The following is a 14,572-nucleotide window of genomic DNA, read 5'->3' as shown; positions in this document are numbered from 1 at the left end:
GGCGTTACATATTCTTCCCCCACTGAACAGGTGACAGTCATGGTCAAGACTTACAGTTACGCAGCGCAGTCTGCTCAGGAAGTGCTCAAACCGTATCAGTTCGAACGCCGCTCACCCGGTGCCGAAGACGTTCAGATCGACATTCTCTACTGCGGCGTTTGTCACTCGGACCTGCATACCGCACGCAATGAGTGGCACAACACACTCTATCCTTCGGTTCCGGGCCACGAAATCGTTGGCCGGGTAACGGCAGTCGGTGCAGACGTCAAACATTTCAAGGTCGGCGACCTCGCGGGTGTCGGCTGCATGGTAGACAGTTGCCAGCAATGTACACCCTGCGCAGAGGGTGACGAGCAATATTGCGAGAGCGGCTTCACAGGCACCTACAACGGCCCGGTATTTGGCGGCGAGAACACCTTCGGGGGCTACTCCGACAAGATCGTGGTCAAGGAGAAGTTCGTCCTGCGCATCTCTCACGACGCCAATCTGGCCGCCGTCGCGCCGCTGTTGTGCGCAGGTATCACCACGTACTCGCCATTGCGCCACTGGAAGGTCGGCCCGGGCAAAAAAGTGGGCATTGTCGGGCTCGGAGGGCTCGGCCACATGGGCGTCAAGATCGCGCACGCCATGGGCGCTCATGTGGTGCTGTTCACGACATCGCCCGACAAGCGTGAAGATGGCTTGCGGCTGGGTGCCGACGAAGTTGTTGTATCCAAAGATGCTGCGCAGATGGCAGCCCAGGCCAATAGCCTGGATTTCATCCTCAATACAGTCGCAGCACCGCATGATCTGGATGCATTTCTGTCCCTTCTCAAGCGTGACGGCACCATGACGCTGGTCGGCGCACCGGCAGAGCCGCACCCGTCTCCGGCAGTCTTCAATTTGATCTTCAAACGCCGCAGTCTGGCAGGCTCGTTGATCGGCGGCATTCAGGAAACCCAGGAAATGCTGGACTTCTGCGCCGAACACGGCATCGTTTCAGACATTGAAATGATCGCCATGCAGGACATCAACGAGGCTTACGAGCGGATGCTCAAAGGCGACGTGAAATATCGTTTCGTCATCGACATGGCCAGCCTCAAGCAGGAAATTCCTGCTGACTCAAACGCCGCATGATGCGGGCTGAATGCACCTGAAGAGCCTAGCGCTGCCATGGATGGCTGCGCGCACGAGACATGCCGTACGTCGCAAGGCATGAACTGACTACAGACAATAACCCACTGATACTCATACTCACTGTAAGTGTCGGTAACGGCTTGAAGCCCGCACTTGCGCCTGGCCCACCCTGCTTCATGCTGGCATGAGCTTGTCCTGGCCAGAAAAATGAACTATTTATTACATTTTAGTGACTATCATTGACTGCCTTTGGGTCTCAAGTTCACGAAGTCCTTGCAGATACTCATGTCAACGGACGTTTTAACAGGTGAACAAATCATGAAACAACGAGCGACAGTCATCTGCAAACGCGACGGCCAGGTCCTCTACGTGCGCAAACCAAAATCGCGCTGGGCATTGCCTGGTGGCAAGATCGAGGCTGGTGAAACGCCTGCTCAGGCCGCCATGCGTGAATTGTGCGAGGAAACAGGCCTGAAAAATCTTGATCTGCTCTATCTCGAGGTTTATGAGAAAGATCAGGTTACTCACTACGTGTTCACTACGCAGGTCCCGGCCTCAAGCGAGCCTTCGCCACAGAATGAGATTGCCGCTTGCAAATGGCTGGCTCCGAAGAAACTCGCAGACTTGAAGGCCAGCAGTGCGACCAAGACCATCGTCAAGTCATATGCCCAGCGGGCCTGAGAGCATTTCGAGCATCTGGCGCAACGCCAAAGGGTGATCAGCCAGATCGGGTTGAACGGTCAGGCCTGAAGCTGTTCTGAGAGAGCAGACGGTTCATTACCTTCATCCCCGTCTCAGGAGATCCCCTATGACTCAGACCGCCCTGGTTGTTGGCGCAAGTGGCATTGTCGGCAGTGCAATCACACAGTTGTTACTGGAAAACGATTGGCAGGTTGCCGCCCTCTCCCGTAGTCCGTCAGCGCGGCCCGGCGTAATTCCAGTGGCTGCAGACCTGCAGAACCCGGAGTCCGTCAGTGCGGCCCTGGCTGATTTGAAGCCCACCCACGTTTTCATCACCACATGGTCGCGTCAGGCCACTGAAGCAGAGAACATCCGCGTCAATGCTGCGATGGTGCGCAATGTGCTGGATGCTGTACGGCCCGCTGGCAGTGTGAAACACGTTGCGCTGGTCACCGGGCTCAAACACTACCTTGGCCCGTTCGAAGCCTACGGTAAGGGCACGCTGCCACAAACGCCGTTCAGGGAGACGCAAGCGCGCCTGGATATCGAGAACTTCTATTACGCGCAGGAAGATGAAGTCTTCGCTGCCGCCGAGAAAGACGGTTTTACCTGGAGCGTCCATCGCCCGCACACCGTGACAGGTGTCGCGGTCGGCAATGCGATGAACATGGCGACCACCCTCGCCGTCTATGCCTCGATCTGCAAGGCAACCGGCCGACCTTTCGTGTTTCCGGGCTCACGCGTGCAGTGGGACAGTCTGACCGACATGACCGATGCACGTCAGCTCGCCCATCAGCAACTGTGGGCCGCCACGACGCCTGCTGCGGCAAATCAGGCGTTCAACATCACCAATGGCGACGTATTCCGCTGGAGCTGGATGTGGGGGCAGATCGCCGAGTACTTCGACCTGCAGCCAGCCGATTTTCCGAGCGAGCCAGCCCCGCTGGAAACGCAGATGGCCGATGATCAGGCTGCCTGGACCGATATTGTCCGCGAGCATCAACTCAAGGAAGGTGATATCAATCGCCTGATTTCGCCATGGCACACCGACGCCGACCTGGGCCGTCCGATCGAAGTGGTTACGGATATGTCGAAAAGTCGCAAACTGGGCTTCACGGCGTTCCAGGCGAGTGACGATGCGTTTTTCGAGGTATTTGAAAAGCTGCGCCGTGACCGACTGATTCCCTGAAGCTGCTTGCCCTCTTGTGCCAAGGCTCTGCGTTGGCATAAGAGCAGGCACTGGCTTCGAGTGAAACAGACGCAACAAAAAAGGGTCAACCTCTCGGTTGACCCTTTTTTTACCGCCCAGCAGAGCGGATTTTATCTGGTAGGCGCGATTGGACTCGAACCAACGACCCCCACCATGTCAAGGTGGTGCTCTAACCAACTGAGCTACGTGCCTGCTGTGGGTCGGCATTCTACGGATATTCGAATGCCTGTCAAATTCTTTTTTGCAGTAACTCTCTGAATACGCGAAATTTTTACCTTGGGGTTCAGCACCCATAGACAAAAAAGGGCCAGCCTTTCGGCTGACCCTTTTCTTACCGCCCAGCAGAGCGGATTTTATCTGGTAGGCGCGATTGGACTCGAACCAACGACCCCCACCATGTCAAGGTGGTGCTCTAACCAACTGAGCTACGTGCCTGCTGTGGGTCCGCATTCTACGGATATTCAGATACCTGTCAATCTGTTTTTTCTCTAAGCCTATGAATTACAGCGTTTTTTGCCCGTTGGCAGGGAATGACACTTTTCGCCTGTTGCTGGCAGAGCTTTTGGTTCTCGGGTACGATCGCCACATCGTCAAGAATATTAAACGGAGTCTCAGGATGGCAAATACGCCCTATCCGCAGTCCTACTACGCCGCTTCAGCCAATGCCGCCCCGGAACGTCCAGCGTTGCAGGGTGAAGTCGAAACCGACGTGTGCGTCATCGGAGCTGGCTATACAGGCCTGTCGAGTGCGCTGTTCCTGCTGGAGAATGGATTCCGGGTCACGGTGCTGGAAGCGGCAAAAGTCGGCTTTGGCGCGTCGGGGCGTAATGGCGGGCAGATCGTCAATAGTTACAGCCGTGACATTGATGTGATCGAGCGAACCGTCGGGCCACGCCAGGCGCAGTTGCTGGGGCAGATGGCCTTTGAGGGCGCATCCATCATTCGTGATCGGGTTTCCCGCTACGGTATCCAGTGCGACCTGAAGGATGGCGGTGTATTTGCAGCGCTGACCGGGAAGCAACTGGCGCATCTGGAAGCCCAGCAGCGACTGTGGGAGCGTTACGGCCACACCGGCCTTGAGCTGATGGACAAGCGCCGGATCAACGAAGTCGTTGCCTGTGATCAATATATCGGCGGGCTGCTGGACATGACCGGCGGCCATATTCACCCGCTCAATCTGGCGCTGGGTGAAGCGGCCGCGGTCGAGACCCTGGGCGGCACGATTCACGAGCAGTCGGCGGCCATTCGCATCGAGCGCGGTGCCAGCCCTGTGGTCCATACGGCGCAAGGCAAGGTCCGCGCGAAATTCATCATCGTGGCCGGCAACGCCTATCTGGGCAATCTGGTTCCGGAGCTGGCTGCCAAGTCGATGCCTTGTGGCACTCAAGTGATCACCACAGAGCCGCTGAGCGATGAACTGGCCAAAACACTTCTGCCGCAGGATTACTGCGTCGAGGATTGCAATTACCTGCTGGATTACTACCGCCTCAGCGCCGACAAGCGCCTGATCTTCGGCGGCGGCGTGGTCTACGGTGCCAGAGATCCCGCCAACATCGAAGCCATTATCCGGCCGAAGATGCTCAAGGCGTTTCCACAGCTCAAGGATGTGAAGGTCGACTACGCATGGACCGGCAACTTTCTGCTGACCCTGTCTCGCCTGCCTCAGGTTGGCAGGCTTGGCGACAACATCTATTACTCGCAGGGTTGCAGCGGACACGGCGTGACTTATACGCATCTGGCGGGCAAGGTACTGGCCGAGGCGTTGCGCGGTCAGGCAGAGCGCTTTGATGCGTTCGCCGACCTGCCCCACTATCCTTTCCCTGGCGGGCAGATGCTGCGCACCCCGCTTACTGCGTTGGGTGCCTGGTATTACAGCCTGCGTGACAGGTTGGGTTTTTAAGTTCGCTGACAGTAAAACGGCACCTTATCGGTGCCGTTTTTGTTTGTGCCGCGTTTATTTCATTTAACGCCGCGTGCCAGCGTTCGTTTCGCCTCGCCCGCCGCCTGCTCCTGTCCGGACTTCGATAAAGCTTCAGCGGCCTGCAACCAGCGCTGCTGATCGACGTTGGCGGGCAGCTGCCGGGGCGACTGAACCAGCACCGCCCAACTGCCGGCCTCTTTCCACGCCGATGTGAAGCGGCTGAAACTCATTGAATAGCGACGATCCATGCCTGCATTCAACAACACCGTCTCCTTTACCCGGTTGTAACCAATCAACACGGCATAACGTGGGCTCTTCCACAGTGCAGAGCCCTGGGAAAAGCGCAGCATGACCGGATAGCCCGCCGACACTTGAGTCAGCAGGTCGTGTAATTGACCATCAAGCGGATAGACCATGAACCCGTATTCCCGCGCAACCTTCTGCATATTCTGTTCGAGCCGGTCTTCGGCACCTGGCAGTTGCAGCGGCTTGTCGAGCAAGCCGGGCGTGGTCTGTACCTGTTGGTTGGCCAGCATGCTTGCCAGCACCATTGGTCCGCTCTGGTAGGCGTTCCCACGGAAGAAAGGCACCGACGTCAGTTCGACCCGGTCCGGAAGGCGTTTCATCTCGGGCGTGACCATTGAAGAACAGCCGACAAGACCCGTGAGCAAGGCTAAAACCAGCCATGAACGTAATGCACCGGCAGTACCGGAATAGAAAGAGACCGACAAGATGTTCACTCGCTTCAACTGATGCCGGGCAACCCACGACCCGGCCTGGACACCGATCATAGAGCTCTGGGGGTTCAGGGTATAGTCAGGCACTGCGGCTCATCGGGCCGAATGGAGAAAATAGTTCATAGCCCTGCGCCACTGGTCAATTAACCGAAACATGCCCCGTACTAGACTGTCAGTTATCAAGACCGCAACAAAAGCAGGAATGTGGAGGCACTTATGAGCCTGGAACTGACAATCGTGATGCTGCTCGCTTCGTGGCTTGCTGTAGCCAGTGCAATGCTGTGGGGCGTAATGCGCATATCCCGTCGCCATCACCAGCCGCACAGTGCAGCGTCACCTGCGGCAAAACGGCCGAGCCTGGTAAAGGCTGTCAAAGTACCTGCTGCTGTGGCCAGCTGATAGTTAGTTGTGCCGCTCGAATAAAGTTGTCGGCAGTGGAAATGCAAAAAAGGTCGACCCGGTTACCCGGGTCGACCTTTTTTCAGCCTGGCCTGCTATCAGTGCGCGGACACCTGAGCAGCAGCCTTTTTGCGTCTTGCTCTGCGTACCAGCATGTTCAGGCCTTCAATGGCTGCCGAGAAGGTCATGGCAGCGTAGATGTAGCCCTTGGGCACATGAGCGCCAAAGCCTTCGGCGATCAGCGTCATACCGATCATGATCAGGAAGCCCAGGGCCAGCATGACCACCGTCGGGTTATCGTTGATGAACTTCGCCAGCGGGTTGGCGGCAACAAGCATCACGACGACGGCAGTAATTACAGCAATGACCATAATCGGCAAGTGTTCGGTCATGCCCACGGCAGTGATGATACTGTCGATGGAGAACACCAGATCCAGCATCAGGATCTGCACGATGGCCGCGCTCATGCTCAATGCCACGACCGAACCCAGGGCTTTCTCTTCTTCGGTCTTGACGTCCATGCTGTGGTGAATTTCCGTCGTCGCTTTCCAGACCAGGAACAGGCCACCAGCGATCAGAATCATGTCCTTCCACGAGAACGCCTGGCCGAATACCTCGAATACCGGCTCTGTCAATTGCACGATGTACGCCACGGTGCTGAGCAATCCAAGGCGCATCACCAGCGCCATACCGATACCCAGTTTGCGGGCCTTTTCTCGTTGGTGCTCAGGGAGCTTGTTGGTGATGATCGAGATGAAGATCAGGTTATCGATACCCAATACGACTTCCATGACCACCAGTGTTGCCAGCGCGATCCAGGCTGCCGGACTTGTTGCGAGTTCCAATAGGTATTCCATAGATCACTGCCCTGCCTGAGCCAATATTAGTTGTAAGTCAGATTTATTTATCGGTCGTATTTTCGGTTTCAGCCGAGCTTTGTGGTGGCTGCTGCACCGAAAGTTCCTGTTTTGCCTCATCAATGGCCTTGGTTGCGGCTTGATGTGTTTCGTCAATCGCCTGTTTTGCAGTGTCGGCTGCTGCATTCACCACATGCTTGGTGGATGACTCTATCTGATCGCATCCTGACATTACCAGCAGCGAGCAGCCCAGCAGTGCAGCGTAAAGAGTTTTATTCATGGCTTCCTCGTTAAGCAAGGCTGGGCGGCGTGTTCAGCCCGGCGTTGGAAGCAGATTCTAGACATTTTGAAACATACGGAAAATTCGATTTTATAAGGCTTATACTTCGGTTTTACCGAATCGGCAGAGATCATGCTCAATTACCGTCAGCTTCACTATTTCTGGGTAGTAGCCAAAACCGGCAGCATCGTGCGCGCCTGCGAGCAGTTGAATCTCACCCCGCAGACCGTCAGCGGGCAGATCAGCCTGCTGGAGGCATCACTGGGTGTCGATCTGTTCCAGCGCGTAGGCCGGCAACTGGAAATGACTGAAGCGGGTCGCCTGGCCCTGCCCTACGCCGAACAGATGTTTCAGTTGGGCAATGATCTGGAAAACCTGCTGCGCTCGCAGCCCGATGAACAGCAACTGCTGTTGCGCATCGGGGTCGCTGATGTGGTGCCCAAGTCCATCGTGTACCGGCTGATTGCCCCGACCATGAACCTCAGTGAGTCCATTCGCATTACCTGCCGGGAAGATAAACTGGAAAGGCTGCTGGCAGACCTGGCAATTCAGCGTCTGGACCTGGTGATCTCGGACAGCCCCATGCCGCAGCACCTGGATATCAAGGGCTACAGCCAGAAACTGGGAGAATGCGGGGTCAGCTTTTTTGCGACCCGTGAAGTGGCAGAACGTATCGGAAGTGGCTTTCCGCAGTGCATGCACGGTGCGCCGCTATTGATTCCAGGCCAGGAAACCGTCGTTCGCGGCAGGCTGATGCGCTGGTTTGCCGAACAGAGCATCCAGCCGCGCATCATCGGCGAGTTCGATGACAGTGCGCTGATGAAGGCGTTTGGCAAATCCGGCAGCGGTGTCTTTGTTGCGCCCAGCGTCATCGCCGATGAGGTGCAGAACCAGTATGGCGTACAACTGATAGGCCACACTGATGCGGTGACCGAATCCTTCTACGCCATCACCGTAGAGCGCAAGGTCAAACACCCTGGCGTTGTCGCCATCGCCGAAAGCGCACGAAACCAGTTGTTTACCGACGCAAATTAGGCGGCAAGCGGGCCGGAATCACGTCTGATCAGCAGCACTGCCAGCACAATCGCAAGAGCGATAATGCCAGCGGCGGCGAAACCGACGTTACCCAGACCGAGGTGATCAATGACCCTGCCACCGATCATCGCACCAATCCCGATGCCAAGATTCGCTCCGGCGATGTTAAGCGACGCCGCGAACGCAGGTGCTTGCGGCGCGGCCTTGATCAACCGCACATGACTGACCAGAAACAAGGCTGCCTGGGTGATACCCCATATTGCCAGCGCGACTGGCAAGGCGAACACCGAGTGGATGCTGGGCACCACAGCGACCATGCCGACCACCATGAAGGCGCAGAATACCAGGCTGGCAATCAGCGGATGCCGGTCAACCATGCGCCCGCCCAGCGAGTTGCCGAGCAAGCCGACCGCGCCAAACCCCATCAGGCACCAGCCCACCAGGCTGCCATCGAACCCGGCGAGACGCTCCAGCATGTCCGCCAGATAGGTGTAGGCGGTGAACATGCCGCTGAATACCAGTACCGACAGCAGCACATGCCCCTGCATCATCCGGCTGCGCAAAATACCGAACTGGTTGAGGATCGACACCGGGTTTTTCTTCGCCGCGGCCCGTGGCAGATAGACCGCCAGCAATAGAGCCTTGGCAAATGCCAGACCGGCGAGCACCAGAAACGCACTGCGCCAGCCGAAAGCATCGGAAATCAAAGTACCTATGGGGATGCCGAACACAGTGGCGCAAACGATGCCGAAACCGATTCTGGCAATCGCCCTGCCAGCGAACTGCGGCCCGACGATGTCCACGGCGGTTTCACTGGCCAGCGCCCAGAATACCGGCAGCCCCAACGCAGGAATCAGCCGCGCCAGCCCCATCACGGCAATATTGGGTGCCAGCGCTGCCAGTAGATTTGAAAAGCCGAATAGCACAAGAATGCTGATGAACAGACGCTTGCGCTCGAAACGCGAGAAATAAGCGGTCAGAAAAGGACCGAACGCTGCAACCGTGAATGCGAACAGGGTGACCAGCAGCCCCGCTTGCGAAACCGTGACATCCAGATCGCGGGCAACCGCAGGCAAAAGACCGACAATGACGAATTCTGTGGTCAGCACGGTAAAACCGGCGGCCGACAACAGAAGTATGGGCAACAACATGAATACTCCAGAACAACACTACAGCCCGAAAAACAGGGCTGACACCCCAACAACTCTCGCTCCCACGCTCCGCGTGGTAATGCATTTCGTGACGCTCTGCGTCAGCCAATGCATGCCAATGCGGAGCATTGGCATGATAGTCAGTTGGATTTGCGCATAACGCCGAGGGACGAGTACATCAGCGAGGCTTCAGCACCGCACGTTTCAGAATCAGAACTTGCCCATGAAGTCACGCTTGCCGATTTCAACGCCGTTATGGCGCAGCAGGTCGTAAGCGGTGGTGACATGGAAGAAGAACTGCGGCAAGGCGTAGCTGAGCAGATAAGCCTGACCGTTCAGGCGCTTTTCCTTTTCAGTGCCGGGGCGCAGGACGATTTCGATACCCTCCTTGCCGTCGACCTGTTCGGGCGTGATGCTGCCGATGAACGCAAGCGTCTTGGCAAGCAGTGCCTGCAGTTCGGCAAAGGTGGTTTCGGTGTCATCGTATTGCGGGATCTCGACGCCTGCCAGGCGGGCCGAAGCACCCTTGGCAAAATCGACGGCAATCTGCACCTGACGGGTAAAAGGCAACATGTCCGGGAACAGACGCGCCTGCAGCAGTGCTGGCGGCTGGATTTTCTTCTCGGTCGCGTAGGCTTCGGCCTTGGTCAGAACATCGCTCAGCGCATTGAGCATTTGCTGAAAGACAGGAATGGAAGCGGCGTACAGGGAAATAGACATGACATATCCTGATTGAGAAAGGCGCAATTATAGACCCACCTGACGGCAAACACCGTGACACTTTTCAGCGACCCTGCAGATCAGCGCAACAGACACTGGCAATAATGTGCGCCACGCCCTACGCTGATCCACCGCCATCACTCAGGGAAGCGTCATGTCCATTGAATCGCCCTCCTCCGAATCCTCCCCGAATGCCGAGACCCTGCAACTCAACAGCACTGAAGTGCGTGTTCTGGGCTGCCTGATCGAGAAACAGGCGACCAACCCGGAAACCTACCCGCTGACCCTTAATGCACTGGTGCTTGCCTGCAACCAGAAGACCAGTCGCGATCCGGTCATGAACCTGACTCAAGGCCAGGTCGGTCAGAGCCTGCGCGCTCTTGAGGGTCGAGGCCTGACGCGTCTGGTGATGGGCAGTCGCGCTGATCGCTGGGAGCACCGGGTCGACAAGGCCGTTGAGCTGGTCCCCGCGCAGGTGATACTGACCGGCCTTTTGCTGCTGCGCGGCCCGCAAACCGTCAGCGAACTGCTCACGCGCAGTCACCGTATGCACGATTTCGAGGACAGCGAGCAACTCATCCATCAACTGGAACGGCTCATCGCCAGAGGCCTGGCGATGCTCGTACCCCGCCAGTCCGGTCAACGGGAAGATCGTTACATGCACCTGCTGGGCGACCCGGATGATCTGCAAGAGCTGCTTGCAGCCCGTCAACACGCGCCTGAGCGTAATGCGGCAAACCCGGCTGCCAGCCAGCGTCTTGACGAGCTGGAAGCGCGCGTCGCGGCCCTTGAAGAGCGCCTTGCCAGACTGGAGTGATGCCCGGCGTTCCCCGTCCGGCCCGGCGCTCAGGCTAAGGCTATACAGCCCTGGCGAACGCCGCAGCCTGTTGATACTGCTCATCGGTCGGGCGGACGCCGGTATACAGCACAAATTGTTCCAGTGCCTGGATCGCCGCGACTTCATCGCCGCTCACGACGCGCTTGCCCAGGCGACGTGCAGCCTGGATCAGCGGCGTTTCGGCAGGGGTAGCCACCACATCGAAAATCGTCTCGGCCGCATCGATGGCCTGCAAGTCAAACGACAACTCGTCAGCCTGGGCACCTTGCATGCCTAGCGGCGTAACGTTGACCAGTAAAGGTGGTCGCACGCTTCCCAGCTCCGCCTGCCAGCGAAAGCCACACGCCTCGGCCAGGCGTCGACCGGCCTGCTCGTTGCGGGCCACGATCAGGCCATCGGTGAAACCCGCATCGCGCAACGCGAACGCAACCGCCTTGGCCATGCCCCCGCTGCCGCGCAGGGCAAATGCGCTACGAGGGACGGCGTGGCTCTCCATTAGCTGCGCAACCGCGATGTAATCCGTGTTGAACGCCTTCAAATGCCCGTCGGTGTTGACGATGGTATTGATCGACTGGATGGCGGCGGCGGAAGCATCAAGTTCGTCGACCAGTTCAATGCAGGCTTCCTTGAACGGCATCGAAACCGCACTGCCGCGTATCCCCAGCGACCGAATGCCCGCCACGGCAGCGGCAAGGTCATTGGGTGAGAAGGTCTTGTAATAGAAGTTAAGGCCCAACTGCTGATAAAGATGATTGTGGAAACGCACGCCAAAGTTGCCGGGACGGGCGGCCATGGACATGCACAACAATGTGTCTCTGTTTGCAGTAATGGGCATATGGGTTTCCTCCAGACGGTAATGGCTTGAATATTCGATAAAAGCGTATGCTACGCACCAGTGAATGCGAGGACACGCGCCGCACACCTTACATAAAATTTACTCAGCACTTTCGCAGATTCTTACAATTTCGATGTCATAGTGTTATCCCGTGGCAGTGCTTGAGAGTGATGCAGGCGCGCGACAACGGGTTGAGAGCGAGGAACAATCATGATTCGTCAAATCCCCAAGATCGCCTTGTTTGTAGGTGCCCTGGCCCTTGCTGGCCAGGCGAATGCTGACCGTGGCTGGGGTGGCCCTGCCGTGGTAGGTGCTATCGTAGGCGCTGCCGTTGTCGGGGCGGCGGTATCTTCAAGTCGCGATAGAACCGTGTACGTAGAGCGCGAGCCGGTTTATGTGCAACAACAGCCGGTCTACTACGCACCACCACCGGTCTATTATCAGCCGGCCCCGGTCTACCAGGTTGTCGAGCGCTACCCACCGCCTCCACCGCCAGGCTACTACCATCGCTACGGGCCACCACCAGGCCCGGGCTATTACTACGGCCCGCCACGCGGCCGCTGGTAACCGAACAAAAAACCCGCCTCTTCAGGCGGGTTTTTCATTGGTGTGCTCACATTATCGCCTGCCGATGCAATGTGCCCGACCCTCGTTGTTATCAATGACCACTATTGAGAGTGTCGATTTCTACCTTTCCCGATCGGCCTCTACAGTAGCGGCATGGATTGAGGAGGCAGTTATGACCAAGGTACACATCATGTCCGTCGTCGGCAGTGCAGTTCCAGCGCCGCTCAGAGAGCGAGGTCTGCTGGCCTGCTGGTACCTGATTCAGGATGGCGAGCCGGTCAGCGGCCCTCTGGCGTCTTTGCCTGTCGCCGAAGAGTTGTCCCGGCAAATGCAGTGCCAGCCCCTCAACAGCTGATTTTTTCTGCGAACCTCGTGCGTTGCTCCGCACATCCCCTTGCCCGCCTCTTTGAAGGCGGGCTTTTTTTGAGCCAGGGAAAGCAGACGATCCGCCTCAGCTGCGCTCGGCCATAGCGGCATTGACCTGACAACGATGCGCCAGCTTCTGCAGGCGCTTTTCCAGTGCCATGAACACCACACGATCGGTACGACCACTGTCGAGTTCATCGATCAGGTCATTGGCAACCTGACGCAGCTCATGAGCCAGCACCACGCGATCATCGTTCAGGTCCTGTTTGTGAGACTCGAACAAACGATGCAGGTAGTCCTGCAATGTGTATTTCAAGCTGTGCCGGTCAGTGGCGCGTAGATGCGTCAGGTTGAGACTGATACGGCCCTGCAATTCGCTCAATTCGCCACACAGATACTGCATGCGCCGGGCATAGCCTACTTCGCGGTCGCGTATCTGCTTGCGCGCCTGCTCCGCTTCCTGCTTGCGCTGAATGGCGGGTACAGCCACGGCAACCATCAAGCCTACGATCAGGCCGATGGCCTGCATCCAGCCTGCCCAGTCACTGGGGCGCGATGTAAAGCCGACACCCAGCAGCAGGATGACAACCAGCGAAGCGATGATCACCAGTACTGCGTAATCCTTGCTGACAAACCCCTTGAGCATTGCATGACTCCTTGAATCGGTGACCTGAATGGCATGGAATGCTAATCGGTGCAGGCCTTTCACACCACGACTATTCAATTGTGGTTCGGTTTTAAACAGGTTTGAGAGCAAAAAGCCACTTAACCGCAACTTAACGAAATCCCGTTTCCTGCATTTATTAATGAAACGCCCTACGACACCCATCGACATACCGCAAAGTCTGCTCATAAAATGCAGCGTTTTGACGCGATCCCTTCCATTACCACCTTTATCGAGTGAGCCTTGCTCTTGAAAATTCGTCTGTCTCTTCTGGGCCTATTATTTGTACTTACCGGCCCGGCGCTTTCCACTACCACGCTGGCAAACGAATCCGCTGTTCTGAATCGTGATCCTTCCAATCTGCACCTCGCCTCAGGCAGCGCAATGGTCATCGACCTGCAAACCGACAAGGTCCTGTACTCCAGCAACCCGGACGTGATTGTGCCGATTGCCTCCGTCACCAAGCTGATGACCGCGATGGTAGTCCTTGATGCCAAACAATCGATGGACGAAGTCATACCGGTCAATATCTCCCAGACCCCGGAAATGAAAGGTGTTTTCTCCCGGGTCAAACTCGGCAGTGAAATGAACCGCCGCGACATGTTACTGATCACCCTGATGTCGTCGGAAAACCGCGCTGCGGCGAGCCTGGCGCACAGCTATCCCGGTGGTTATCCCGCGTTCATTCTGGCGATGAATGCCAAGGCCAAGGCACTGGGCATGAAACATACCGCCTATGTCGAACCTACCGGCCTGTCGGTTTACAACGTATCCACCGCACGCGACCTCACCAAGCTGGTGATGGCGGCACGCAAATACCCGATGCTCAGTGAACTGAGCACCACCGAGCAAAAGACGGTGACGTTCCGCAAACCGACCTACACCCTGGGTTTCAGCAATACCGACCACCTGGTGCGCAAGGACAACTGGGATATCAAACTGACCAAAACCGGCTTTACCAATCAGGCCGGCCACTGCCTCGTGCTGCTGACCAGCATGGCCAATCGTCCGGTTTCCGTGGTTATTCTCGATGCTTTCGGCAAGTACACCCACTTCGCTGACGCCAGCCGTATACGCAAGTGGATGGAAACGGGCCAGAGCGGCCCGGCACCTGAAGTTGCCCTGCAGTACAAGAAAGAAAAGAATCTGGTCATGAGACAGACCGGTATTCAAGCCAAAGACTGACGGGTACGTG

At 57.1% G+C, this 14,572-nt stretch carries 17 protein-coding genes and 2 tRNA genes; 10 read left to right on the top strand and 9 right to left on the bottom strand.

The features are described from left to right. The first annotated feature begins 39 nt into the window (after positions 1 to 39). From RYA97_RS03265 to RYA97_RS03255, 3 genes are all read left to right on the top strand, one after another. Positions 40 to 1,116 (top strand): NAD(P)-dependent alcohol dehydrogenase, encoded by a 1,077-nt coding sequence (locus RYA97_RS03265; protein WP_005743562.1) that lies wholly within the window; start codon positions 40 to 42, stop codon positions 1,114 to 1,116. Between the two features lie 318 nt (positions 1,117 to 1,434). Further along, entirely contained in the window at positions 1,435 to 1,797 is a 363-nt protein-coding gene (locus RYA97_RS03260) for an NUDIX hydrolase (RefSeq protein WP_005743561.1), read from the top strand. 127 nt (positions 1,798 to 1,924) lie between these two features. Then, positions 1,925 to 2,986, top strand: coding sequence for an SDR family oxidoreductase (locus RYA97_RS03255; RefSeq protein WP_005757221.1), 1,062 nt, complete (start codon positions 1,925 to 1,927; stop codon positions 2,984 to 2,986). Between the two features lie 136 nt (positions 2,987 to 3,122). Here the strand turns inward: RYA97_RS03255 and RYA97_RS03250 are convergent. Further along, positions 3,123 to 3,199, bottom strand: a tRNA-Val gene (locus RYA97_RS03250). A gap of 166 nt (positions 3,200 to 3,365) precedes the next feature. After that, a tRNA-Val gene (locus RYA97_RS03245) sits at positions 3,366 to 3,442 on the bottom strand. 181 nt (positions 3,443 to 3,623) lie between these two features. Between RYA97_RS03245 and RYA97_RS03240 the strand changes: the two genes are divergently transcribed. Then, on the top strand, positions 3,624 to 4,907 hold the full coding sequence (locus RYA97_RS03240) for an NAD(P)/FAD-dependent oxidoreductase (RefSeq protein WP_005743559.1): 1,284 nt from the start codon (positions 3,624 to 3,626) through the stop codon (positions 4,905 to 4,907). A gap of 59 nt (positions 4,908 to 4,966) precedes the next feature. Here the strand turns inward: RYA97_RS03240 and RYA97_RS03235 are convergent, their stop codons facing one another. After that, a complete protein-coding gene (locus tag RYA97_RS03235; RefSeq protein WP_044299218.1) occupies positions 4,967 to 5,662 on the bottom strand; it encodes a peptidase C39 family protein in 696 nt (231 codons plus the stop codon). Between the two features lie 219 nt (positions 5,663 to 5,881). Here RYA97_RS03235 and RYA97_RS03230 point away from each other — a divergent pair, with 219 nt between their 5' ends. Further along, positions 5,882 to 6,064, top strand: a complete 183-nt coding sequence (locus tag RYA97_RS03230) for a hypothetical protein (RefSeq protein WP_004658124.1) — start codon at positions 5,882 to 5,884, stop codon at positions 6,062 to 6,064. A gap of 98 nt (positions 6,065 to 6,162) precedes the next feature. On the opposite strand, the gene RYA97_RS03225 is transcribed toward RYA97_RS03230, so the two are convergent. Further along, on the bottom strand, positions 6,163 to 6,921 hold the full coding sequence (locus RYA97_RS03225) for a TerC family protein (RefSeq protein ID WP_002553623.1): 759 nt from the start codon (positions 6,919 to 6,921) through the stop codon (positions 6,163 to 6,165). 43 nt (positions 6,922 to 6,964) lie between these two features. Further along, complete coding sequence (locus RYA97_RS03220; RefSeq protein ID WP_057403989.1) at positions 6,965 to 7,201, bottom strand: hypothetical protein; 237 nt, start codon at positions 7,199 to 7,201, stop codon at positions 6,965 to 6,967. A gap of 132 nt (positions 7,202 to 7,333) precedes the next feature. On the opposite strand from RYA97_RS03220, the gene nhaR reads away from it, so the two are divergent. Further along, a complete protein-coding gene (nhaR, locus tag RYA97_RS03215) occupies positions 7,334 to 8,236 on the top strand; it encodes a transcriptional activator NhaR (RefSeq protein ID WP_117139921.1) in 903 nt (300 codons plus the stop codon). Here the strand turns inward: nhaR and RYA97_RS03210 are convergent. Together RYA97_RS03210 and RYA97_RS03205 are read right to left on the bottom strand one after the other, a co-directional pair. Continuing rightward, on the bottom strand, positions 8,233 to 9,387 hold the full coding sequence (locus tag RYA97_RS03210; RefSeq protein ID WP_117139922.1) for an MFS transporter: 1,155 nt from the start codon (positions 9,385 to 9,387) through the stop codon (positions 8,233 to 8,235). The genes nhaR and RYA97_RS03210 overlap by 4 nt on opposite strands. 210 nt (positions 9,388 to 9,597) lie before the next feature. Beyond that, a complete protein-coding gene (locus RYA97_RS03205) occupies positions 9,598 to 10,107 on the bottom strand; it encodes a DUF1993 family protein (protein ID WP_002553619.1) in 510 nt (169 codons plus the stop codon). Between the two features lie 154 nt (positions 10,108 to 10,261). Between RYA97_RS03205 and RYA97_RS03200 the strand changes: the two genes are divergently transcribed. Further along, positions 10,262 to 10,924 (top strand): YceH family protein, encoded by a 663-nt coding sequence (locus tag RYA97_RS03200; RefSeq protein ID WP_117139923.1) that lies wholly within the window; start codon positions 10,262 to 10,264, stop codon positions 10,922 to 10,924. A 40-nt stretch (positions 10,925 to 10,964) separates the two neighbouring features. Here RYA97_RS03200 and RYA97_RS03195 read toward each other — a convergent pair whose 3' ends face one another. After that, complete coding sequence (locus RYA97_RS03195; RefSeq protein WP_044344002.1) at positions 10,965 to 11,780, bottom strand: shikimate 5-dehydrogenase; 816 nt, start codon at positions 11,778 to 11,780, stop codon at positions 10,965 to 10,967. 210 nt (positions 11,781 to 11,990) lie between these two features. On the opposite strand from RYA97_RS03195, the gene RYA97_RS03190 reads away from it, so the two are divergent. Together RYA97_RS03190 and RYA97_RS03185 are read left to right on the top strand one after the other, a co-directional pair. Continuing rightward, positions 11,991 to 12,347: a hypothetical protein gene (locus tag RYA97_RS03190; RefSeq protein WP_002553616.1), complete on the top strand. Its 357-nt coding sequence runs from the start codon at positions 11,991 to 11,993 to the stop codon at positions 12,345 to 12,347. Positions 12,348 to 12,519: 172 nt separating this feature from the next. After that, complete coding sequence (locus RYA97_RS03185) at positions 12,520 to 12,702, top strand: hypothetical protein (RefSeq protein WP_005743550.1); 183 nt, start codon at positions 12,520 to 12,522, stop codon at positions 12,700 to 12,702. 96 nt (positions 12,703 to 12,798) lie between these two features. Here RYA97_RS03185 and RYA97_RS03180 read toward each other — a convergent pair whose 3' ends face one another. Further along, on the bottom strand, positions 12,799 to 13,359 hold the full coding sequence (locus RYA97_RS03180) for a hypothetical protein (RefSeq protein WP_005743549.1): 561 nt from the start codon (positions 13,357 to 13,359) through the stop codon (positions 12,799 to 12,801). A 267-nt stretch (positions 13,360 to 13,626) separates the two neighbouring features. Between RYA97_RS03180 and pbpG the strand changes: the two genes are divergently transcribed. Beyond that, positions 13,627 to 14,562, top strand: coding sequence for a D-alanyl-D-alanine endopeptidase (pbpG, locus tag RYA97_RS03175; protein ID WP_002553614.1), 936 nt, complete (start codon positions 13,627 to 13,629; stop codon positions 14,560 to 14,562). Positions 14,563 to 14,572 lie beyond the last annotated feature (10 nt).

It is taken from the genome of Pseudomonas syringae group sp. 26L6 (genome assembly GCF_032587815.1).
In the GTDB taxonomy this organism is placed as follows: domain Bacteria; phylum Pseudomonadota; class Gammaproteobacteria; order Pseudomonadales; family Pseudomonadaceae; genus Aquipseudomonas; species Aquipseudomonas amygdali.
Note: the sequence above shows the minus strand (reverse complement) of the source record. Positions and strands in the feature narration are given on the sequence as shown.